Annotated in this window: 19 protein-coding genes and 1 pseudogene; 10 read left to right on the top strand and 10 right to left on the bottom strand. The window is 56.5% G+C overall.

Going from position 1 to position 22,621, the window contains the following annotated elements; translation table 11 throughout:
- Positions 1-123 precede the first annotated feature (123 nt).
- Positions 124-729, bottom strand: a complete 606-nt coding sequence (locus IQ22_RS04965; protein ID WP_145139017.1) for a c-type cytochrome — start codon at positions 727-729, stop codon at positions 124-126.
- 143 nt (positions 730-872) lie between these two features.
- Here IQ22_RS04965 and yihA point away from each other — a divergent pair, with 143 nt between their 5' ends.
- On the top strand, positions 873-1,520 hold the full coding sequence (gene yihA / locus IQ22_RS04960) for a ribosome biogenesis GTP-binding protein YihA/YsxC (RefSeq protein ID WP_145139014.1): 648 nt from the start codon (positions 873-875) through the stop codon (positions 1,518-1,520).
- A 335-nt stretch (positions 1,521-1,855) separates the two neighbouring features.
- On the opposite strand, the gene polA is transcribed toward yihA, so the two are convergent.
- A complete protein-coding gene (gene polA, locus IQ22_RS04955) occupies positions 1,856-4,597 on the bottom strand; it encodes a DNA polymerase I (protein ID WP_145139011.1) in 2,742 nt (913 codons plus the stop codon).
- A gap of 72 nt (positions 4,598-4,669) precedes the next feature.
- On the opposite strand from polA, the gene IQ22_RS04950 reads away from it, so the two are divergent.
- Together IQ22_RS04950 and IQ22_RS04945 are read left to right on the top strand one after the other, a co-directional pair.
- A complete protein-coding gene (locus tag IQ22_RS04950) occupies positions 4,670-4,951 on the top strand; it encodes a DUF2782 domain-containing protein (protein ID WP_145139008.1) in 282 nt (93 codons plus the stop codon).
- A gap of 126 nt (positions 4,952-5,077) precedes the next feature.
- Positions 5,078-6,028, top strand: a complete 951-nt coding sequence (locus IQ22_RS04945) for a homoserine kinase (RefSeq protein WP_145139005.1) — start codon at positions 5,078-5,080, stop codon at positions 6,026-6,028.
- Positions 6,029-6,113: 85 nt separating this feature from the next.
- Here the strand turns inward: IQ22_RS04945 and IQ22_RS04940 are convergent, their stop codons facing one another.
- From IQ22_RS04940 to znuA, 3 genes are all read right to left on the bottom strand, one after another.
- Entirely contained in the window at positions 6,114-7,136 is a 1,023-nt protein-coding gene (locus tag IQ22_RS04940) for an SIS domain-containing protein (protein WP_145139001.1), read from the bottom strand.
- Between the two features lie 123 nt (positions 7,137-7,259).
- Positions 7,260-7,994: a GntR family transcriptional regulator gene (locus IQ22_RS04935; RefSeq protein ID WP_145138998.1), complete on the bottom strand. Its 735-nt coding sequence runs from the start codon at positions 7,992-7,994 to the stop codon at positions 7,260-7,262.
- 114 nt (positions 7,995-8,108) lie between these two features.
- Positions 8,109-9,071, bottom strand: a complete 963-nt coding sequence (gene znuA / locus IQ22_RS04930; RefSeq protein WP_145138995.1) for a zinc ABC transporter substrate-binding protein ZnuA — start codon at positions 9,069-9,071, stop codon at positions 8,109-8,111.
- Positions 9,072-9,137: 66 nt separating this feature from the next.
- Here znuA and IQ22_RS04925 point away from each other — a divergent pair, with 66 nt between their 5' ends.
- From IQ22_RS04925 to znuB, 3 genes are read left to right on the top strand one after another with little or no spacing between them, the layout of a single operon-like run.
- Positions 9,138-9,623 (top strand): Fur family transcriptional regulator, encoded by a 486-nt coding sequence (locus tag IQ22_RS04925; RefSeq protein ID WP_145138992.1) that lies wholly within the window; start codon positions 9,138-9,140, stop codon positions 9,621-9,623.
- The gene (gene znuC, locus IQ22_RS04920) at positions 9,620-10,393 is read left to right on the top strand and encodes a zinc ABC transporter ATP-binding protein ZnuC (protein WP_145138989.1); all 774 of its coding nucleotides are present in this window, start codon (positions 9,620-9,622) and stop codon (positions 10,391-10,393) included. Before IQ22_RS04925 ends, znuC begins: the two co-directional genes overlap by 4 nt.
- Entirely contained in the window at positions 10,386-11,171 is a 786-nt protein-coding gene (gene znuB, locus IQ22_RS04915; protein WP_145138985.1) for a zinc ABC transporter permease subunit ZnuB, read from the top strand. The genes znuC and znuB overlap by 8 nt, the downstream gene beginning before the upstream one ends.
- 63 nt (positions 11,172-11,234) lie before the next feature.
- On the opposite strand, the gene IQ22_RS04910 is transcribed toward znuB, so the two are convergent.
- On the bottom strand, positions 11,235-12,314 hold the full coding sequence (locus IQ22_RS04910) for a tartrate dehydrogenase (protein ID WP_145138982.1): 1,080 nt from the start codon (positions 12,312-12,314) through the stop codon (positions 11,235-11,237).
- A gap of 108 nt (positions 12,315-12,422) precedes the next feature.
- Here IQ22_RS04910 and IQ22_RS04905 point away from each other — a divergent pair, with 108 nt between their 5' ends.
- Positions 12,423-13,343 carry a LysR family transcriptional regulator gene (locus tag IQ22_RS04905; protein WP_145138979.1) on the top strand — a complete coding sequence of 307 codons (921 nt, stop codon included), beginning with the start codon at positions 12,423-12,425 and terminating at the stop codon, positions 13,341-13,343.
- Positions 13,344-13,352: 9 nt separating this feature from the next.
- Here the strand turns inward: IQ22_RS04905 and IQ22_RS04900 are convergent, their stop codons facing one another.
- Positions 13,353-14,036: a DUF2238 domain-containing protein gene (locus IQ22_RS04900; protein WP_145138977.1), complete on the bottom strand. Its 684-nt coding sequence runs from the start codon at positions 14,034-14,036 to the stop codon at positions 13,353-13,355.
- Between the two features lie 118 nt (positions 14,037-14,154).
- Positions 14,155-14,781, bottom strand: coding sequence for a class I SAM-dependent methyltransferase (locus IQ22_RS04895; protein WP_145138974.1), 627 nt, complete (start codon positions 14,779-14,781; stop codon positions 14,155-14,157).
- 593 nt (positions 14,782-15,374) lie between these two features.
- On the opposite strand from IQ22_RS04895, the pseudogene IQ22_RS23510 reads away from it, so the two are divergent.
- The 3 genes and pseudogenes from IQ22_RS23510 (at position 15,375) to IQ22_RS04880 (ending at position 18,820) form a co-directional block, all read left to right on the top strand.
- A pseudogene (locus IQ22_RS23510) lies at positions 15,375-15,638 on the top strand (four-helix bundle copper-binding protein).
- Between the two features lie 276 nt (positions 15,639-15,914).
- Positions 15,915-18,278, top strand: coding sequence for a heavy metal translocating P-type ATPase (locus IQ22_RS04885; RefSeq protein WP_145138971.1), 2,364 nt, complete (start codon positions 15,915-15,917; stop codon positions 18,276-18,278).
- 83 nt (positions 18,279-18,361) lie between these two features.
- Positions 18,362-18,820: a DUF305 domain-containing protein gene (locus IQ22_RS04880; RefSeq protein WP_145138968.1), complete on the top strand. Its 459-nt coding sequence runs from the start codon at positions 18,362-18,364 to the stop codon at positions 18,818-18,820.
- A 448-nt stretch (positions 18,821-19,268) separates the two neighbouring features.
- Here IQ22_RS04880 and IQ22_RS04875 read toward each other — a convergent pair whose 3' ends face one another.
- Both IQ22_RS04875 and pap read right to left on the bottom strand, forming a co-directional pair.
- Positions 19,269-20,732, bottom strand: a complete 1,464-nt coding sequence (locus IQ22_RS04875; protein WP_244308947.1) for an ATP-grasp domain-containing protein — start codon at positions 20,730-20,732, stop codon at positions 19,269-19,271.
- Positions 20,733-21,128: 396 nt separating this feature from the next.
- Positions 21,129-22,616 carry a polyphosphate:AMP phosphotransferase gene (gene pap / locus IQ22_RS04870; RefSeq protein WP_145138963.1) on the bottom strand — a complete coding sequence of 496 codons (1,488 nt, stop codon included), beginning with the start codon at positions 22,614-22,616 and terminating at the stop codon, positions 21,129-21,131.
- Positions 22,617-22,621: the final 5 nt, after the last annotated feature.

Below are 22,621 nucleotides of genomic sequence, written 5' to 3'. Positions count from 1 at the left end.
CAAGCAGGCCGCGCTTCGCACGAAGCAGGCAACGGCCCTAATATTGTAACGGTCACACCAGGGTGAAAGGTTAGCCGAACCGGCACTTTTTTAAAGATACATTCAGGCTTGGTTCAACTTCGCTTAGTGTAACCCTTCGATATAAGTGGCCAATGCAGCAATATCCGTGTCGGACAGCCGACGGGCGATGCTACGCATGATCATGGCTTCGCCATCAGTGGTGCGTCGCCCCTGCCGATATGCCCTGAGCTGTTTGGCGGTATAGGCGGCATGCTGACCGGATAACAAGGGGAAACCTGCCTGGGCATTGCCAACACCTTCGGGTGAATGACACCCCGTACAGGCTGGTACGCCCTGCTCCGGCTGTCCGCCCCGGTATAGCAACTCCCCCGCCGCAACGAGCGCCGGATCGGCCGCACCAATGCTATGCTTCTGTGCAGCATAATAGGCGGCCAGGTCTTGTATATCTTGATCGCTCAAGGCCGGCATGAATGCCATCATCTTTGGCACAACACGGTCGCCACGCTTGATAGCCCTGAGCTGTTCAACCAGATAGCGCTCGCCTTGGCCAGCAATTTTGGGGAAGTTAGGCAGGACGCTGTTACCATCGACACCATGACAGGCCCCACATACCACGGATTTTCCCTGTCCAGCCTCGATGCTTCCGGCCGCCTGGGCCATACCCGTCAGGGCTGCGAAAAGCAGCAGGCTTGCGATCAGTATGTTCATCCATCGGTCCCTGTGCGCGAGGCGGGAGAAGACAAGTCTCGACCCCGGGCACGATACATAGGCAGAATCTGCGGCATTCTATAGAGGCAGCTCCGTCGGACGGAAGCAAAAGCCGCTGCGAATAACCGCCAACGGAACCAGATATGACATTCAAGAACCCCATTATCGGCCTGTGTCAGCAGGCGACTTACCAAATCAGCGCTACTCGAGTAGACCAGTGTCCGCCCGATGAAGGTTATGAAATTGCCTTTGCCGGCCGTTCCAATGCTGGCAAATCCAGTGCCCTTAATACCCTGACCCATGCCAGCCTGGCACGAACGTCCAAGACGCCCGGCCGTACCCAGATGCTCAACTTCTTCAAGCTGGACGAAGAGCGCCGCCTGGTCGACTTACCCGGCTACGGCTACGCCAAGGTCCCGATTCCACTCAAGCAGCACTGGCAACAACACCTGGAGGCCTACCTGAGCAGCCGCCAGAGCCTAGTAGGTGTTGTCCTGATGATGGACATCCGCCATCCGTTGACCGAGTTCGATGTACTGATGCTTGATTGGGCCCAGGCCAGCCAGCTGCCGATCCATGTTTTACTTACCAAGGCCGACAAGCTTCCCTTTGGCGCAGCGAAGAATGCCTTGCTCAAAGTGCAGCGCGACATCAAGAAGGGCTGGGGCGATAACGCAAGTATTCAGCTCTTTTCTGCACCGAAGCGTCAGGGCATCGAAGAGGCCCATAAAGTACTGGCCGATTGGCTGGGCCTGCTTGAAGACGAAGCGAGCGCCAGCATAGAGGAATAAGCTCAGATGATTGCGGTGCACTGTATCCTAACGGGATCATGCGCCGTGCATCGCTTGTATTACTGCTCATTCCCTGACTTTTCTCCAGGCCAAAAAAAACCCTGATCTTCTATTGGGGAGGGGAAAGATCAGGGTCTAAGTTTCGGACCGCTAGGGCGGGGTCCGTTAATCTGCCAACACTAAACAGCAAAGGAGCATCGAAAGGCTTCTTCAAGCCATTCAGTGCGTATGACTAAGTGAAGGCTCAGAAGTTCACCGTTTATCGTAAAAATGTCATGAGAACAAGTTAACTTTTTCCTTTCTGCTTTTTTAGGCCGCACGATTTCTCACCGTCTCTAGTGCGCCTCGTCCCAGTTACATCCCACACCTGCTTCGACCAGTAACGGTACGTCCAGCTCAGCAGCACCACTCATAAGCGGACACAGCTGTTCACGAACCGTCTCGACCACATCCTCATGCACTTCCAGCACCAATTCATCGTGCACCTGAAGAATGACACGGGCATCCACCCCGGTTTTTTGAAGCCAATCGTCCACCCGAACCATAGCGCGCTTCATGATGTCTGCTGCGGTTCCCTGCATTGGCGCATTGATGGCAGCCCGCTCGGCACCACGGCGAATACCTTGATTCTTCGAGCCTATATCCGGCAGGTACAGACGACGACCAAACAGGGTCTCTACATAGCCCTGCTCTACTACCTGGGCGCGGGTGCGCTCCATATAGGCCAGCACACCGGGATAACGCTGGAAGTAGCGGTCGATGTAAGCCTGCGCTTCGTTGCGACCAACGCCAATCTGCTTGGCGAGACCAAAGGCACTCATGCCGTAGATCAAACCAAAGTTGATCGCCTTGGCGCGACGACGCTGTTCATTCGTCACCTCATCCAAACGCACCCCCATCACTTCGGCAGCTGTGGCCCGATGCACGTCCAGATCGTTCTGGAACGCGTACAGGAGCCCTTCGTCCTGGGCCAGATGCGCCATGATGCGTAACTCAATCTGTGAGTAGTCCGCCGCCACTAGCTTGTAGCCTTTGGGTGCAATAAACGCCTGACGGATACGACGACCTTCGGCGGTACGGATCGGGATGTTTTGCAGGTTTGGGTCCGATGAGGACAACCGCCCGGTTGCAGTCACCGCCTGATGATAGGAGGTATGGATGCGTCCGGTGTACGGGTTGATCTGTTGCGGCAGCTTGTCGGTATAGGTGCTCTTGAGCTTGCTCATCGAGCGGTGCTGCATGATGACCTTGGGCAGCGGATAGTCCTGGTCAGCCAGTTCCTGTAAGACCGCTTCGGCCGTGGAAGGCTGGCCGGAGGCGGTCTTGGATACGACCGGCAAGCCTAGCTTGACGAATAGGATTTCGCCAAGTTGCTTGGGCGAGCCCAGGTTGAATTCCTGGCCAGCCAACTCATAGGCCTCTTTTTCCAACGCGATCATTTTCTCGCCCAACTCGCGGCTCTGCACACCAAGCAACTCGCGATCGACGAAGGCCCCGTTCTGCTCGATTCTTGCCAGAGCAGGCACCAGGGGCATCTCAATCTCCTTGAGCACGCTGGCTAGCGCTGGCGTGGCTTCAAGCTTAGGCCATAAGGTTTGATGCAGGCGCAGGGTCACGTCGGCATCTTCAGCCGCATACGGGCCGGCCTGTTCCAAGGCGATCTGGTCAAAGGTTAGCTGCTTGGCGCCTTTGCCAGCGATGTCCTCGAAGCGGATGGTGCTGTGGCCAAGGTATTTGAGCGACAGACTATCCATGTCATGGCGCGTCGCGGTGGCATCAAGCACATAGGATTCGAGCATGGTGTCAAAGGCGACTCCCCGCAGGGTAATCCCGTAGCGAGCAAAGACGTTCATGTCGTACTTGCCGTGCTGCATGACCTTAAGCGTGTTTTCATCCTCAAGCAGCGGCTTGAGCGCGCCCAGAACAGCATCGCGGTCAAGCTGGCTGGGCACGCCCATATAGCTGTGCGCAACCGGTACATAGGCCGCCTCACCCGCCGTCACGGCAAAAGATATACCGACCAGATCCGCCTGATGGGCATCAAGACTGTTGGTTTCGGTATCCAGGGCGAACAGGTCCGCCGCCTTGAGCTTTTCCAGCCAGGCCTCGAAGTCGGCCTGCTCCAGGACTGTCTGATAATTAACTTCCAAGGTAGCGTGTTCGCTTTCGCCCAGCGGCAATGGTTCACCGCTGTCCTTGGCCTCGCGTAACAAGTCATCTAGCCAGGACTTGAACTCCATTTCCTTGTACAAGGCGATGAGCGCTTCGCGGTGCGGCTCTTCAGGCAGCAGTTCCTCAAAGGTCACGTCCAGCTTTACATCGGTCTTGATGGTGGCAAGCTGGTAGGACATGTATGCCTGATCGCGGTGCTGCTCCAGCTTGGTTACCAGCGATTTAGCGCCGCGGATGGGCAGCGTGGCTACCTTGTCGAGATTGGCGTAGAGCACGTCGAGCCCGCCGCCAATGCCGTTAAGCAGGCCGCAAGCGGTTTTCTCGCCAATGCCGGGTACGCCGGGAATGTTGTCGATCTTGTCGCCCATAAGGGCCAGGAAGTCGATGATCAGCTCGGGGCCGACGCCGAACTTTTCCCTCACGCCTTCGATGTCCAGCACGCTGCCGCTCATGGTGTTGACCAGCGTGACGTGTTCGCAGACCAGCTGGGCCATGTCCTTGTCCCCGGTGGAAATCACCACAGGGCGCTTGGCCGCCGCGCAACTGCGCGCCAGGGTACCGATCACGTCGTCTGCTTCCACGCCTTCGACATTAAGCAGCGGCAAACCCAAGGCCCGAATACAAGCATGCAGCGGCTCGACCTGGCTGCGCAGGTCATCCGGCATGGCGGGACGATGGGCCTTGTACTCGGCGAAGAGCTCGTCGCGAAAGGTCGGGCCCTTGGCGTCGAAGACTACGGCAAAAGGACTGTCCGGGTACTGCCGGCGCAAGGACAGCAGCATGTTCAATACGCCTTTGACCGCACCGGTTGGTTTTCCGGTCGACGTCATCAGGGGCGGCAGTGCGTGGAAAGCCCGATACAGATAAGAGGAACCGTCCACCAGGATAAGAGGTGCGTGACTCATGAGCGAGATCAACCTTTTCGCAGGGCGCAGGGGTAGAATTCCCTCTGACCTATTCAAAAGGGCAAGGTTACCATGCGTGTACTCAATCGACTTTTACTCGTCGGTCTTTTAGCCGTTTCGGCGGCCCCGGTTTTCGCCCAGGACGCCCCGTCTCCCGAGCCGGACGTGACCATTCGCCACGACGGCGATAAAACCATTCAGGAATATCGAGTAAATGGCTTTCTTTATGCCATCAAGGTGACGCCCAAGCACGGCAAGCCTTATTTTCTGGTGCGTGCCGACGGCGACAATAACTTCATCCGTTCGGACCAGCCCGATATGCTGATTCCGCAGTGGGAAATCTTCCGCTGGTAATTTTCTCGACCAACATGCGCGAATGCGGCTGTTACAGCAGCGGCAGCAGACGGTAAACTGCCCGCCGCCTTGCGGGCCTTACTGGCCGCCTTCACGTTCATGACGCTTCGAGGAAAGCTTCGCCCCATGTCCGTCTTCACTCCGCTTGATCGCCCAACCCTTGAAGCTTTCCTGGCGCCTTATGGCCTGGGTCGTCTGCGTGATTTTCGTGGCATAGCCGAAGGGTCGGAAAACACTAATTACTTTATCAGCCTGGAAGGCGGCGAGTTTGTCCTGACGCTGGTAGAGCGCGGGCCGGTGGCTGACCTACCGTTCTTCATTGAGCTGCTCGACGTTCTGCACGAGGCGGACCTGCCGGTACCCTATGCCCTGCGTAGCGAAACGGGCGATGCTCTGCGAACGCTGGCGAGCAAACCGGCGCTGCTACAACCGCGCCTGCCGGGCAAGCACGAGCGTAACCCGAATGCGCATCACTGCCAGGAGGTCGGTACGCTGCTGGCAAATATCCACCTGTCGACAACCAACCGGATTATCGAGCGCCCCAGCGATCGTGGCTTCGAGTGGATGCTGGAACAAGGGCAGCACTTGGCGCAGGAGCTGTCCGAGACGGCCCGAGTCCACCTGCACGCCGCGCTGGCGGAAATTGATGCTCTGCTCAAGCGCAACCCCACATTGCCACGGGCCAACCTGCATGCCGATCTGTTTCGCGATAACGTCATGTTTGACGGAGCGCATCTGTCCGGCGTAATCGACTTTTATAACGCCTGCTCTGGCTGGATGCTGTACGACCTGGCGATCACTGTAAACGACTGGTGCTCTAATAGAGACGGCTCGCTCGATAAGCACCGTGCCCAGTCGCTCCTGGCTGCCTACGCCGCCAAACGCCGTTTCAGCCCACTGGAAGTAGAACTCTGGCCAATGATGCTGCGTGCCGCCTGTGTACGCTTCTGGCTGTCCCGCCTGATCGCTGCCAAGGCCTTTGCCGGCCAGGATGTGCTGATTCATGATCCGGCCGAGTTTGAACATCGTCTGGCTCAACGCCAGACGATGAGCATAGCGTTGCCAATGTCCTTGTAAGGCCTCGAAAAGCTTTATTTACTTAGATTAATGCGCCCTATGCCAACTAACAGCGCAGGGCGCATCTCTTCGTACCTGCTTGGATTCAGTGAGTACAGGTCACTTTCTGCAAGTGCGGTGGCTGATCTGGATTAAGTCCGCGAGCTTCGGCCAGGGCAGCGGCCATCCGATAAAAGCTCTGGATAGCCAGGATCGGATCAAGGTCTGGATGGCCCGCTTCAGCCAGCGGCAGGGTGTGTCCGGGTACGCTGGTAGGAGCGGCGAGCAGAACATGCGCGCCGCGTTGCCGCATCTCGTCGGCCAAGGCCAACAGTCCTGCCTGCTCGGGGCCTCGCGGCGCGAAGATAAGCAGCGGATAGCCGTCTTCGATCAGGGCCATCGGCCCATGCTTGATTTCGGCGCCGCTGAAGGCCTCGCCTTGCAGCACGGAGGTTTCCTTGAACTTCAGCGCTGCTTCGAGAGCAATGCTCATGCCCAGGCCGCGCCCCACCACCATACAGCGTTGAGCGTCCTTTAAGGCATCGAGAGCGGGTGCCCAGTCTAGCTCCCAGGCGTGCTGTAAATCGTCCGGCAGACGCTGCCCGGCTTCCAGCAAGGCGGCATCGGCTTGCCAGTGGGCAATCAACCGAGCGCTGGCACTAAGCGTGGCGATAAAACTCTTGGTAGCGGCTACGCTGCGCTCTTCACCGGCACTCAGCGGAACGGTTTGCGTGCAAACCGAAGCCAGCGGTGAGTCCGGTGCATTCACCAGCGCAGCCGTCAACGCGCCACGCTCGCCCAGGGCGCGCATTGTGTCGATCAGGTCGGGACTGCGACCCGACTGAGAGAGTGCCAGCGCCAGATAACCGTTCACCTGCAGCGGCGCCTTTCGAAGTGTTATCAGGGACATGGGTAGCGAGGCGACTGGTATGCCCAAGCGTTGCATGGCTAGGTAGGCAAAGTAGCTGGCGGCATGGTCTGAGCTGCCGCGCGCTACGGTCAGCGCTCCTGCAGGCGGCTCGCGGCGCAACTGCTCTGCCAGGGCTTCAATCATCGACTCGGACGCCTGGAGCTGCGTGACAACAGCGGCACGGGCCGAAGCGGCTTCTTCATGCATGAGTGAGGTCATAGATATGTCCTTTCAGGGTCTACCGGACTCACAACACCGTATCGAGGCGGCGAGTCTTGTGGGTAACAGGCGCTGGGTATCAGGGCTGGGCCGTACTGCCGGGCCTCAACCCTCCGCTGACGCCTAGCGCCGCAATTCGGCGATAAAATCGTAGTAGTCGTTACGGCAGTAGGTATCGGTAAGCTCGATTGGAGTGTTGTCTACTTGGTAACCAATACGCGTCAGCCGCAGCATGGCCGTACCCGGTTCAAGGCCAGCCAGGGCGGCCATGTCCGGCGTGGCGTTGACCGCCTGCACATGCTGTAACGCTCGAACTACAGACAACCCGGCAGCATCCAGCCAGGCATACAGTGAGTCGCCTACCGCAGTAGGGTCAGGCACGAAACGAGCTGGCAACGTACTGTGTTCGATGGCCATGACCACCCCGTCAGCCCGGCGTAAGCGCTTGAGCCGGGCGACCTGATCCCGCGGAGAAAGTCCCAGGCGCAGGCTTTCTTCAGGGGTCGGCTCCGCCAGCCCTCGGGACAGCCATTGAGAGCTGGGGGTAAAGCCCTTGCCGCGCAGCATATCGCTGAAACTGGACAGCCGGGACAGGGGCATGGCCAGACGGGGCGTAATGAAAGTGCCCGAACCGTGCGTGCGGTTGATCAGTTTTTGCGCCAGCAAAACATCCAGGGCTTTGCGTGCAGTGACACGCGAAATCGACAGCCGCTCACACAGCATCCGTTCAGACGGCAAGGCATCTTCGGCACGCCAGAGCCCCGCATGAATCGCAGACTCCAATTGCTGGGCCAGCTGCAGATAAAGAGGCGTGGATCCGTTCTGATCCAACGTGATGTGGCTTAACGCATCGCTCATTCCAGAGGCCTATAGAAAAGGAACGAGCGATATTAATACCACTTAAATACCAGTTTAGATACCAGCTGAGGTGGGCCTAGCGCTAAGACACAAGGTCCACTGTGCAGGATTAACCTAAATCTTGCTCAGACAACCAGACAACACCTGAGCTACAGATGTCATCAGTGCCTCGTATCCTTCAGCGTTAACAGGCACGGCCGCTCCTAGCGGGTCCAATTCAGCCAAGGTCACCGGCAACCCCTCGCTTAGGGTGTTTGCCAGTCGTGGCTGCAGAGGCGGCTCGGTAAAGACGCAGGTCGGCCCGGTCTTCTCAAGTAGGGTCCGCATGGCCGCTACGTGACGAGCGCCGGGTTGAACGTCGCCGCTGATGGCAAAGACGCCACGGTGCGACAGGCCATAGGCCTCCTCGAAATAATCGAAGGCCTCATGAAAGACAAAATAGGGCTTGCCGACCAGCGGCGTAAGCTGCTGCTTTAATGCTGCATCTAGCCGGTCCAGGCGTTGCTCGAACTGCTGAAGATTGGCCTGGTAACGGGCAGCATTGGCTGGGTCTTGGGTGGCCAGGTCGGCCGCCATCTTTGCCGCAATAACCCGGGCGTTGGCTGGCAGTAACCAGAGATGCGCATCCAGCGTACCCGGGCGGTGGTCATGGTCATGTTCCAAGGCCTCGTCATGATGGTCATGATCCTCATGGTCCTCGTGCCCTGCATGATCGTCATGCCCCTTCTCCTCGAAACTCATGAAGCGGCGTAGGTGCAGACCGGGCAAGTCCTGAATGGTTACGCTGGGCTGCTGGCGGCCGGGCAGTACGCCCTTGAGAAAGGTTTCCATGTCCGGGCCGATCCAGTAGAACAGCTGCGCGTCACGCACACGGCGGATATCGGACGGGCGCAACGCGTAATGGTGCGGCGAGGCACCTGGAGGCAGCAGAACATCAGGCTGACCGGCACCGTCTTGTACGGCCGCGGCAATTAATTGCAACGGTTTGATGCTGGTAAGAACATTAACCTCGGCCTGAGCCGAGGCAGTGAAAAAGGTCAGGCCGAGCCAAGCGCCGGCGATCAGGGATCGGATCACGGAAGGGTCTCAAAGCAGAGGATTTGTAATATAATAACGTCCTTTCTCCCTAACGGTTATCTTCAGATGACGAGCATCCCTTTGGCTTCTCGCCCGCATGATCATTCCCGCTGCGTAGCCCATGCCCTGGGCGAGGCTGAGACGTTATGTGCACGCTCCGGCGTTCGGTTGACCGATCTACGCCGTCGTGTGCTGGAACTGGTCTGGCAGAGCCATAAGCCTCTGGGCGCCTACGACATCCTAGGCGTACTCAGCGAGCAGGACGGCCGCCGTGCCGCACCGCCCACGGTATACCGCGCCCTGGACTTCCTATTGGAGAACGGTCTGGTCCACCGTATCGCCTCGTTGAATGCCTTTGTTGGCTGCAATCATCCTGGGCATGCGCACCAAGGCCAGTTTCTGATCTGCCGACAGTGCCATGTTGCCGTCGAGATCGAGCAGTCGACCATTGAAAGCGCCATCCAGACCAGTGCCCGCGATATCGGCTTTACGGTCGAAGGCCAGACGGTTGAAGTGGTCGGCCTGTGTTCCACGTGCCGGGATGCTGCATGAGCGACGCACTAGTTCGATTGTCCAACGTAGGCGTACGCTTTTCCGGACAGAACATTCTGGATCAGGTGAGCCTGGCTATCGCGCCCGGTGAGATCGTTACGCTTATTGGGCCTAACGGCGCCGGCAAGACGACCCTGGTACGGGCTGTACTCGGCCTGCTCACGCCGGACAGCGGCACCGTATGGCGACAGCCGCACCTGCGCATCGGTTATATGCCGCAAAAGCTCCATGTGGATGCCACCCTGCCCCTGACGGTACTGCGCTTTCTGCGCCTGGTGCCAGGGGTCGACCGCAGCAGTGCAGCCAAGGCTCTGGCGGAAGTAGGGGGCGATCATTTGCTTGATAGCCCATTACAAACCATTTCCGGCGGTGAACTGCAGCGTGTTCTGCTTGCACGGGCCTTGCTACGCAAACCTGAATTGCTGGTGCTAGACGAGCCCGTGCAAGGCGTGGATGTCAGCGGCCAGGCCGAGTTGTACCGGCTTATTACGCAGTTGCGTAACCGCTATGGGTGCGGAGTGCTGATGGTATCCCATGACCTGCACCTGGTGATGAGCACAACCGATCAGGTGGTTTGCCTGAACCATCACGTCTGTTGCTCCGGCCATCCGGAACAGGTCAGCGGCCATCCGGCGTTTGTCGAACTGTTTGGGCAGGACGCTCGGAGTCTGGCGATTTATCACCACCACCATGACCACGCCCATAGCCTGCACGGCCATGTGGTCATGCCTCAACCTCATGTCCATGGTGAGCACTGCAAGCATGGCTGATTTTTTGTTATATGCCCTGCTCGCCGGGCTGGCACTGGCCATTGTTGCCGGGCCGCTGGGTTCGTTCGTGGTCTGGCGGCGCATGGCCTATTTTGGGGATACCCTCTCTCATGCCGCCCTTCTAGGCGTGGCGATGGGTTTCCTGTTGGACATCAATCCGACCCTGGCTGTTACTGTCGGGTGTTTGCTCCTCGCCATACTGCTGGTGCTGCTGCAGAAGCGCCAGGGGCTTGCCGCCGATACCCTGCTGGGCATCATGGCACACAGCACCCTATCGCTCGGGCTTGTTGCGCTGTCCTTTATGAAGGACGTGCGGATCGACTTGATGAGCTACCTCTTCGGCGACCTGTTGGCAGTAAGTCAGACGGATCTCTGGTGGATCGCAATCGGCAGCGTTGTGGTCTTGGCGGCTTTGGCCGCGCTATGGCGTCCGCTCCTGGCGATTACGGTGCATGAAGAGTTGGCACGGGTGGAAGGATTGCCGGTTACGGCGATCCGCATGGCCCTGATGCTGCTGATTGCGGTGGTGATTGCGGTGGCAATGAAGATCGTTGGCGTGCTGCTGATTACTTCGCTGCTAATCATTCCCGCTGCTGCCGCCCAACGGCATGCCCGCAGCCCAGAGCAGATGGCATTGGGTGCCAGCCTGCTGGGCATCGTCGCGGTGTGCCTGGGGCTATCGCTGTCCTGGTATGAAGACACTCCGGCTGGCCCCTCGATCGTAGTCTCGGCGGCCGCGTTGTTTCTACTCAGTTTCGTGCTGCCGAAGCGGGTATAACGATACGTTAAAGGCTTAAGGCGCACTGCATGTTCCCGGTGCGCGCTATAAGCCCTCCCTGTATCAGAACATCGCCGCGATGGCCTTACCCAGTTCTTCCGTTGTGCCCTTTCCACCGATATCACCAGTCAGCGGTGCGTTGTCTGGCCCTTTCGCCAGAACAGCCTCGATAGCCGAGAGAATTGCAGCACCGGCTTCGTGATGCCCCAGGTGCTCCAGCATCATCCCGCCACACCAAATTTGCCCGATGGGGTTGGCGATACCCTTGCCAGCAATATCCGGCGCAGAACCGTGCACCGGCTCGAACAGGCTGGGGAAGCGGCGGTCCGGGTTGATGTTGGCCGAAGGCGCAATTCCGATAGTGCCGGTACACGCCGGACCAAGATCGGACAGGATGTCGCCGAACAGGTTGCTTGCCACAACCACATCGAACCAGTCCGGATGCAGAACGAAGTTCGCTGTCAGAATATCGATGTGGTATTTGTCGACCTTGATCTCCGGATAATGCGCGGCCATGGCTTCAACGCGCTCGTCCCAGTACGGCATGGTGATGGAAATGCCGTTGGATTTGGTAGCCGACGTCAGGTGTTTTTTCGGCCGGCGCTGGGAGAGTTCAAAGGCGAACTTGAGGATGCGATCCACACCGACACGGCTCATGACGGTTTCCTGCATGACGATTTCGCGCTCAGTCCCAACAAACATTTTGCCGCCGATACTGGAATACTCACCCTCGGTATTCTCGCGCACCACATAGAAGTCGATATCGCCTGGCTTGCGGTCAGCCAGCGGACTTTTCACGCCAGGCATCAGGCGACAGGGACGCAAGTTCACATATTGGTCGAAATCACGCCGGAATTTCAGCAGTGAATCCCACAGGGAAATGTGATCCGGCACAACCTCCGGCCAGCCCACCGCACCGAAATAAATGGCGTCGTAGCCCTTGAGCTGCTCGAACCAGTCGTCCGGCATCATCTTGCCGTGCTGGAGGTAATAGTCGGCACAGGCAAAGTTGAACCAGTCCCACTGAAGTTCGAGATTAAAAGCCTTGGCCGCGGCATCAAGTACGCGAACGCCCTCAGGCATCACTTCCTTGCCGATGCCGTCGCCGGGAATAACGGCGATTCTGTAGCGGGACGTAGCCATGCGCGGTTCCTCTTGTTGTTGATTGGTCAGTCAGGCCAGTGTATTCCACTGTTTAACGCGCACAATTAGGCCTTTTCGAAAACCATTCTTGAACCAAAGGAAAGAATGATGTCGGTCACTGATGACTTGAGCTTTTTTCAGCGTGTGGCAACACGGGGCAGCCTGACGGCCGTGGCGCGAGAACTGGGGCTGTCGTTACCTGCGGTAAGCAAGCGATTAACGCAGCTGGAGCAGCGATTGGGCGTGCAGTTGATTCAGCGCACCACGCGCCGGCTGGATTTAACGCCTGAGGGCGAGCTCTATCTGGAAGGAGCCCGACCGATTCTTCAGCAGATCGAAGAACTGGAGAGCGCTGTCAGCAATCAGCGCCAGTCCTTGCGCGGCCAACTGCGGATCAATGCCACGTTTGGTTTCGGGCGGCGGCATCTGGCGCCGGTGCTGTCCCGCTTTGCCCAGCTGCATCCGCAGATCGAGTTATCGCTGGAGCTGACCAGCCAACCGCTTAGCCTGCTGGACCCAGGCGTCGATATTTGTATTCGTATGGGTGAGCCGCCGGACTCGCGGCTGGTAGGCCAGCGGCTGCTAGGCAACCCGCGCATTCTTTGTGCTGCCCCGGCCTACCTTGAACGGGCCGGAACGCCTAAGACGATCAGTGACCTCAGCACGCATAATTGCATCGTGCTGCGCCAGGATGGCAGCGACTATGCCATTTGGCGCTTCCGTCAGAACGGGCAGGAACAAGCCCAGAAAGTGAGCGGCACGCTGTCAAGTAACGATGGCGAGGTAGCCGTGCATTTAGCACTGGAGGGGCATGGTCTGATCTTGCGCTCATGGTGGGACGTACGGGAGCATCTTGCCAACGGACGGCTGATTCCTCTGCTTCAGGACTACGAGGCACCACGGGCCGATATTTACGCCGTGTACCCGCATCGCCGTCATGTGCCGCAGCGGATAAAAGTCTTCATTCAGTTTCTGGCCCATGCACTGACCATTCGGCTGCCGGACGCGCCAGAGCCTGAGCGCACCTGAACATCACCCCTATGGTGCCTGCTCCCTACTGCCGGTACGTTGGCCGAGCGGGGACTGTGCTCTGGCTTGGGATCGCGGACGGTGCGACTCCAAGGCCTTGATTTGCCTGTCCTGCAACCGGGACAGGCAGGTCAGGGCCGCTGTGGCGCCAATCAAGGCATAAAACATGTCGGATTGGGTATCCCACTCGTAACCCTGGGTACCCAGGAACTCTTCGGCGCCCTGCCCCAGCGCCAGCGCGGCCCACCACTCGATCATTTCATAGACGGCGCTTACCGCTACCGCCACGCAGCCCGACAGAAACGCCAGCATCTTGCGCCCAAAGACGTGCCGCTCGCGAATCAGGATTTCCCTAGCCAGCAGACAAGGCACGAACCCTTGCATGAAATGGCCAAGCTTGTCGTAGGGATTGCGCTCCATGTCGAGGAACTCTTGAATCCATCCGCCCAGCGGCACACGTGCATAGCTGTAGGTGCCTCCGGCAATCAGGCCCAGCGCATGAATCGTAATCAGCACATAGAGTAGCGGCGTGAGGCTGAAACGCTGATGCGTGGCAATCAGCAGGGGCAGCACGATCAATACGGGAAAGATTTCCATGAACCAGGTTGCCCGATCGTAGGGCGCGATTCCCGACAGGATGAGAGCTATACAAACAATGATGACAAGGGCGCGTAGTAATACTGTTTGATTCATTCCGTCCGCCTTGAAGCTAAACCCATGGCCGTCCCTGAAAAGGACTGGCCATTAACTACATAAGGGATAGACAGCAGAACGGCGGTAAAGGATCAGGCGCTGACTCAATTCGTTACGTTCAGACCTTGCGCCAGACACTGGCCAGCCAGGGTTGCTGCTCGCGAGGCAACCCTGCCGGCCGATAATAATGCTCCAGTTCGGTAAAACCGGCCTCGGTCAGATAACGCTGCCAGGCGGGCCAATCGTGGTAGGCCCCAAAGCGCGGGCCACTCCAACCCTCACGGTTGTCGCCGCGCGGGTTGGAGCTGAACAGTACGCCGCGTGGCTTTAATGCATCATGCAGCTCGCGCAGTATGCGGGGTAATTCCGCAGTAGGGATATGAAAGAGCGAGGCATTGGCGAAGACTCCATCAAAATGCTCAGCGGGCAGATCTAGCGCAAGAAAGTTCTGATGCCAGACCTCACACCCTGAATCCGCCCGGGCCATCGCCACAAACTCTGCCGAGCCGTCCACCCCCACCGGCTGATGCCCCCGCTGGGAGAAGGCGCGCAGATCACGACCTGGCCCGCAGCCAAAGTCGAGAATGCGCAGCGGAGCGTTGCCTTCGATATAGCGCAGCAGGGCCTCGATGTTCTGGCTGACGTCGTGATCACGCGTTCCCTCGCGAAACCCTTCGGCCGTCTGGCTGTAATGGGCCAGGGTGCGAGCAGTGATTTGCAGGAGTTCGTCGGGCGGTACTGTCATGATGTAAGCCTTGAAGAGAGGGTAAGTAGAGAGCTTACGCTCTGTCTGAAAAATCGGTTTGCTGCTCTGTCATCCGTTTTCCCAGCACAAATGATAGATGACGGCGCGCTACGAATTGAATGACCGCTCATGAGAGCGGATCAGCGATCTGATTTCCTCCAAGCAGTGACTGGGACGGCATCGCGTGTTCAAGGCTTGCCACGCTGGAAGAAAGGCGGTTTTGGTCGAGCATCGGTCACAAAATGGTGATCCGGGCAGCAGAGATGGCGATTTGGCAATGTCAGGGTAACTGGTCAGTGATCCTGTACTTGGGTCGCGGCAGTCCGTTCACCAGTGCTGACTATCAACGCGTTCTGAGCCGCAGACAGCTGTTGGATTTACCTCGAGCAGTTCTATAGCCCAAGAATGCTCCGTAAAGTTGCGCAGCAAGATATGAAGCTTTCAACCCTTTCGAAACCGTTCGAGGAGGTGGGATACAACCCATGAACCTTACAAAAATGTAAGGTAATTTCGCGAAACCTCCATCGAAAGTGCTTAGTCGTACCTAAGGATCTCCTGGGACCACGTACGATTTTTTGAGTGGAGAATGCGTAATGACTAGTGCTACGTATCAGTCCTGTATCCGGGCTTGTTCCAATTGTGCCCTCGCCTGTGAGATGTGTACGTCTGCCTTCGTGAAGAAGACGTCAAGATGATGACCCGTTGCATTGAGATGAATAAGGACTGCGCGAACATGTGCGCCTTAGCAGCCGTTCTAATGACCCGTGATAGCAGTCTGGCATCAGATAGATCATTGCCTAGAATGCGCGAAGGTCTGCATGGCTTGTGCTGAAGAATGTAAGCGCATGGCGGCCTAAAGATTGTAGCTAAGGTTATGACCATGAAGTTTTCGTATTACCTTGACCTTAAATGGCCTAATTAAAGTCGACGTCTAATTAGCATTATTCAACTATCTAAGCCTGAGTATGTTTCTTTCTAGATCACTAAAAGTAGTAATAAAGAAAAGTTTCGGACTTGGTGATTACGCCTACCCGCTAGAGGAAAACATTAGCTATTTCGAATTTAAATACGCTTCAACTATAGATTAGTTTTATGTCAAGCGAAGTCGACCCTTAATGACAAGGAGCTAACTTATGCAAGCTTCACCCAGCATGCACAAGCACGACTGCGCGGAGAACCACCGTGCCGGCCAGACGAAAGATCCGGTGTGTGGGATGACAGTCAAAACTGATAGCCGCATCAGCGAACATTACCAAGGGCAGACGTATTGGTTTTGCAGCCAGAAATGCTTGGATAAGTTTCAGAATGCGCCTGATAAGTATGTGAGTGAACATAGTATAGGTCGTACTCCGCCTGCCCTGCACAGCGCCAACGTTCCGGCAGGAACATCAGGGATTACTGAATATACCTGTCCTATGCATCCAGAAATCCGCCAGTTAGGACCAGGAAGTTGTCCCATCTGCGGTATGGCCTTGGAGCCAACGATTCCTGAATTGGAAGAGGAAAATAATCCAGAACTGAAGGATTTTAGCCGGCGTTTTTGGTGGACCCTACCGCTCACAGCTGTGGTCGTAGCGCTAGCAATGTTTGGGCATGGTTTGGCACTTTTTCATGGACAGAGTCAGAACTGGATTGAGCTTGCGATCGCTACGCCTGTGGTTCTCTGGGGTGGCTGGCCTTTCTTTACCCGAGGTATGATCTCAATCCGCAAGCGCAGTCCAAACATGTGGACGCTGATAGGCTTGGGCACTACTGCAGCCTATCTTTACAGTGTCGTGGCTACCGTATTGCCTGGACTTTTTCCTACCTCATTTAGCGTCGGCGGACGAATCGGTGTTTATTACGAGGCCGCGGCAGTAATCATTTCTCTCACGCTACTGGGTCAGATACTAGAGCTGCGTGCACGCTCGCAAACTTCTTCGGCTATCAGGGCGCTTTTAGGCCTGTCACCAAAGACAGCGCGCCGAATCAATGCAGACGGTAGTGAAGAAGATATTCCTTTGACCAGCGTACACGAGGGCGATCACTTGCGGGTACGTCCTGGAGAAAAGGTCCCCGTAGATGGCGTAGTGCTTGAAGGTGAAAGTGCACTGGATGAGTCCATGCTTACCGGTGAACCGGTGCCGGTTACCAAACGTCCTGGTGACAGTGTGATTGGCGCAACACTTAATGCTCACGGATCACTAGTCATGGAGGCCACCCGGGTAGGCTCAGGCACCATGCTGTCGCAAATCGTGCAGATGGTTGCCAATGCCCAGCGCTCCAAAGCTCCGATGCAGCGTATGGCTGATTCCGTCGCGGGCTGGTTTGTGCTGATGGTAGTGTCGGTTGCAATACTTACCTTTTTTGCCTGGGGACTTCTCGGCTCGGAACAGGGCTGGCTGTTTGGCTTGATCAACGCAGTGGCAGTTTTAATCATTGCTTGCCCCTGTGCCTTGGGCTTGGCCACGCCAATGTCGATCATGGTAGCCACGGGCAAGGCTGCGGGTAGTGGTGTGCTGTTTCGTGATGCGGCTGCTATCGAGAAAATGAAGCAGATTGACACACTGATTGTAGACAAGACCGGCACTCTGACTGAAGGCCGGCCCGTATTTGATCAGGCTGTGGGTATAGCCCCGTTTCATGCTGACGAGGTATTAAACCTGGCCGCTAGCCTTGACCAAGGTAGCGAGCACCCATTGGCCCATGCCATTGTCGAGCACGCTCGTGCTCGGGGTATGGAGCTGGTACGGCCCAGTAGCTTCGAGTCTAGCTCAGGCATTGGTGTGCGCGGCGAAGTGGCCGGTCAGAGCCTTCAGCTTGGCAATACAGCTCTGATGGAGCAGGCAGGTGTTTCTGTCGAGGAACTCAAGGATATAGCCGAGAAGTTACGTCAGCAAGGAGCCAGCGTGATGTACCTGACGGTGGACGGAGCGCTTGCCGGTCTGCTGGCAGTATCCGACCCGATCAAACCTACCTCGCTTGAGGCTGTAAAAAGTCTTCAAGCCGATGGGGTTCGCGTCATCATGGCTACTGGCGACGGGCAGACCACAGCACATGCCGTGGCGGCAAAGCTAGGAATTGATGAGGTCTACGGTGAGGTTAAGCCACAGGATAAGGAACGGCTTGCTGCGCGTCTGCAAAGCGAGGGGCGTCGTGTGGCAATGGCTGGCGATGGAATCAATGACGCCCCCGCGTTAGCGCGCGCTGACATCGGTATTGCTATGGGTACCGGTACCGATGTAGCCATGAACAGTGCTCAAGTAACGTTAGTTAAAGGGGACCTTAGAGGCATTCTGCGTGCTCGATCGCTGTCAGTGGCGACGGTAAAGAACATGCGTCAAAACCTGATGTTTGCTTTTCTTTATAACGGCTTGAGCATCCCTATTGCAGCAGGCGTGCTGTATCCATTATTTGGCCTATTGCTTTCGCCCATGCTCGCAGCGCTGGCGATGAGCCTAAGCTCCGCCTCAGTGGTCTTTAATGCCCTGCGCTTACGGCACGCGCGCCTTGACTAGCTGTCATACATGGCTAGTGAGTATGGCCGTTTGACAGCCAGCTCCAGTAGCAAGCAACACCATCAAGAGGAGACTAGAACTTCATGCACATGTCTTACTGGCGTTTCGCAGCAATGATTACTACCTCAACGGTAGTTATGTTCGGGCTCATGTATCTCAATACATATGCTATCGAGCACCTTTTTTGGAGCGAAACCCGTGCCTGGATGGCACTAGTGATGGGTGCATGCATGGCAATAATCATGCTCAGCTTTATGCTGAACATGTATAAAAACAAGCGCGCCAATATGCTTATCTTTGCAGGCAGTGCAGTGACTTTTGCACTTGCTCTATGGCTCGTGCGTAGTCAGACCACTATTAGTGATACTGATTATATGAAAGCAATGATTCCGCACCACTCCATTGCCATTATGACCAGCCAGCGGGCTCAGATTAGTGACCCCCGGGTACGCAAGCTGGCCGATGAGATCATTGAGGCCCAAAAGCGTGAAATTGCCGAGATGAAGTACTTGATCAACGATCTGAAAAAGGCAAATGAATGACCGAACGTAAGAGGAAATGTTGTTCTTCGGTGCAATAACTCCAGGCACGGCACCTTAGTGACAGCTCGCGGTGAACCAGCCTCCGGTGAGGCTGTAAAAAGGTTCTCATCTGTTAGAAATCATGCCTCTGATCGTTCCTGCTCGACAGGCAATAGCTGAAGCGACGGTTATTAGTGCCACTACAAAATAGTAACGAGACGGCGTTTGTAAACTGGTGCTTAAAAACCGATCTCGATGCACATTTGCCTACTAGGCTATCTTTCACCCACGAGCCGTGATGTGCGATGTGGTGCCAAGGGCGTTCATGTAACTTCTCTAACGTGCCCCTTTTCCGGCTGGTCACCCTTTATCAGGTACTCCTTGTTAGAACGTACGTAAGAAGCCTCCAGAAGCGGGAATTCGCCATGCTTTTCCAAGAAAAACAGACCTTTCAAGCGCATGGGGGGAGTTAGTTGCGCTTGAGCAACAGCCGCTCAATTTGATCCCGCTCTTCTGCAGTGGGAAGTGCCGTGGGGTCTACATTTGAATTGGAATAATTTTCTCCCGACTCGCGGGTGTGCAGCGAATCGGCTTCCGGATGATATCGACCCTCCTTGTCAAAGGAGATCCAGCCGTACCACTCCCGGACCACTTTCGACGGTTTGCCTTCGTCCATAGCAACGTACCAATCGACCAGCCGGAAACGCTTGCCGGCAAGGTGTGACGTGGCCTTTTCTGCGCGAACCAACGCTAGATAGAGCGAATGAGGCAAGTGCTCAACTTCACCCGTTTCGTCGAGCAAAAATATAAACGAGGCATACGCACCTTGCCTCTCTCTAGCTTCATCGCGCCGCGACAAGGTAAAAACCGGCGCGAAACCGCCTCCTTCGGTCCTGAAGTTGGTTGTTTGCCCTTGATAGACCCTCGCAGCATTCCACTGGACCCTTCCTCCATAAGCGTATGCGCGAATATCAAACTTCATGGGGCGAATCTGGCGATCCTCAGTGATACGACGCTCACCAGGAGAGATAAGATTCTGCGCGAGATAGCCTCCTTTGAGAATATCTTCCCATGTGCGTTTTGTGAGCTTGTCTCCTCGATACACACCACGGCTTCCATACCCGCTAACCGGCTTGAAAAAAAGATTACGCCGGCTCTGCCAAAGTTGCTCTGCGTTTTCTTGCTCAACAGGCACGGTTAGAGGTATGAACTGCGCTAACACAGTCCTGGCCTGCTGATCCACGCCCAGTCTTTCAAGCAGATCAGCATCGGTCAGCTCTACCAGCCTACGCTTGTCAGCGTATAGGGCATACGCCTGAGGATGTGGCGTTACGGTCACGGCATCGGCCAAGTAGGCGCTTCGCAGTGCAGCACAGTTGTCGCCTTCCAGATAAAAGTCCGTAAGCCTGTTGTAGACAAGATCGACAGGTTTACCTGCGATCAACAGGCTGTTGTCACGGAAGGTCAGTTCAGCCGGGGCTGCGATAGCACACTCGATGCCTGCTGACTCGAACAGGCGTTGAAAGAGAAGAAACTCCGGGTAAAGGTACTGCGCTTGTGGGTCTTCATCCACTATAACCATGCGTTTGAGCGGTCTTTGCTCGCCGCTTGCTGACCACTCCTGAAAAAACATGTCCAGAATCGACTGCTCGAAGCTAGCAAAGCCTTTTTCACTTGGCGAGAGACCTGAGATACCGCTGCAACAGCTCCTATGCGCGCGGGCGATTAACGCATTTAGCATCGCACCGCCTGCGTTAGTGTTTATCTCAATAAGCCCCAGCCCCTCTTCGCCCAGATGGAAATCGTAGCCAACAAAGACACCACGTGCGCCGCGTGGATCATGCTGTGCGATAGCAGGGGCGGAACTCAATGCATGCTCACGCCAGGCAGGCAGGCTAATAGTCCGCTCGATAGCCTCAACCACTTCTTCCATCTGTTGCAGCTGACGTGACGATACAAATACTGGCCGTACTGCCAAAGCATGAGGACATCGCGAGGTTAAAAGTTCGAATAACTCTGTATTCCCAAGCTTTTCACTAAGGGCATCGGAGAGTGCAGTTTGATCCAGGCTTATGCAGAAGCACGCGTCGTTAAGCGTTGCAGCTGTTGTGCCACAGGATTTTGAAGGTAAGGTTTGCACGAGTATTCCAAGGTTAAGACCCATGAAATCTGAAAATAATGGCCTCCTTAAGTTCAGCTAGCGGTGATCTCAGGCCCAGTCCATACAATGCTGTTTTGGCGAACTTAACATTCACTGATAAGTACAGTGCTACGGACACAGCAAAATCTGTTCGAGGTGAGAGCACCACGTTTATGTGCAAGCGCTCCTTCAATCCCTGGCGTAGGCGGCTTCCAGTGCATCGTTAATGGTTCGCAGCACCTTGACCCGGGCAAACCGCTTGTCATTAGCCTCGACCAACGTCCAGGGTGCGATTTCCGTGCTATTGCGCGCGACCATATCTTCGACCGCCGCCGAGTATTGATCCCATTTGTCGCGATTGCGCCAGTCCTCTTCAGTGATCTTGAAGCGCTTGAAAGGCGTTTCCTCGCGTTCTTTGAACCGCTTGAATTGCGTATCCGAATCGATTGCCAGCCAGAACTTGACCAGCACAATTCCGGCATCGGTCAGCTGTTCCTCAAAATCATTGATTTCGCTGTAGGCACGCAGCCAATCCGCCTCGCTGGCAAAACCTTCGACCCGCTCCACCAGCACCCTCCCGTACCAGGAGCGGTCAAACACCGTGAAGCCCCCCAACTTCGGGATGTGCCGCCAGAACCGCCAGAGATAGGGCTGGGCACGCTCCTCTTCGGTGGGCGCGGCGATGGGAATGACTCGGTATTGCCGCGGGTCGAGCGCCCCGGTCACACGGCGGATGGTACTGCCCTTACCGGCAGCATCATTGCCTTCAAACACCGCTACCAGGGCGTGACGCTTGAAGCGCTTATCCCGTACCAGTAGCGATAGCCGGGCCTGCTCGGCGATCAGTTGTTCCCGATAGGCCTCCTTGCTCAGGGTTTGGCTCATGTCCAGGCTGCTGAGCACGCCGCGACCGTCCAGATTGGGTGGCAACGGCGCGGCATGGGAACTGCGGGGTGTGCGGGTATCGTTATCCAATGCGGCCGTGAGTGCTTCGAGCAGAATGTTGCCTACCATCAAGCTGCGGTAGTGCTCGTCATACCCGGGCACGATATACCAGGGCGCGTAGTCACGGCTGGTTCGACGCATAACATGCTCGCCATGCTGGACAAACTTGTCGTAGGTTCTGGACTGCTGCCAGTCGAGCGGGCTGATTCGCCAGCTGTGCAGGGGATCATCCTTGAGCGTCTTGAGACGCTGCTTGAGCTGCTTCTTGGACAGGTGGAACCAGAACTTGAGGATGACGGCACCTTCATCGCTCAACATACGCTCCAGACGCCCCGCTTCGCCGATTGCCTCTTCCAGATCGGCAGACTTGATGCGCTTCTCCACCCGGGCATGCAGCATCTGGCTGTACCAGTTACCAAAGAAAATCCCGATCCGCCCCTTAGGCGGCAGGTGTTGCCAATAACGCCAGGCCGGTGGGCGCAAACGTTCGTCCTCGCTGGGTTCTAGAAAGGACTCGACCTGAATGAGCCGAGGGTCCATCCATTCGCTGAGCAGCTTTACCGTCTCGCCTTTTCCGGCCCCCTCTACTCCATTGATCAGGAGCAACACAGGAAAACGACCCTGTTCCTTGAGCCGGTACTGAGCTTCCAGCAGCGCCTGGCGTAGCTTCGGCTCAGCCGCCTCATAGGTTTCCTTGTCAATGACGTGATCAGTTTCTGCGGATTCGAACATACGGT

Source organism: Pseudomonas duriflava, assembly GCF_007830155.1.
Lineage (GTDB): Bacteria > Pseudomonadota > Gammaproteobacteria > Pseudomonadales > Pseudomonadaceae > Chryseomonas > Chryseomonas duriflava.
This window is presented reverse-complemented; position numbering and strand designations above follow the sequence as displayed.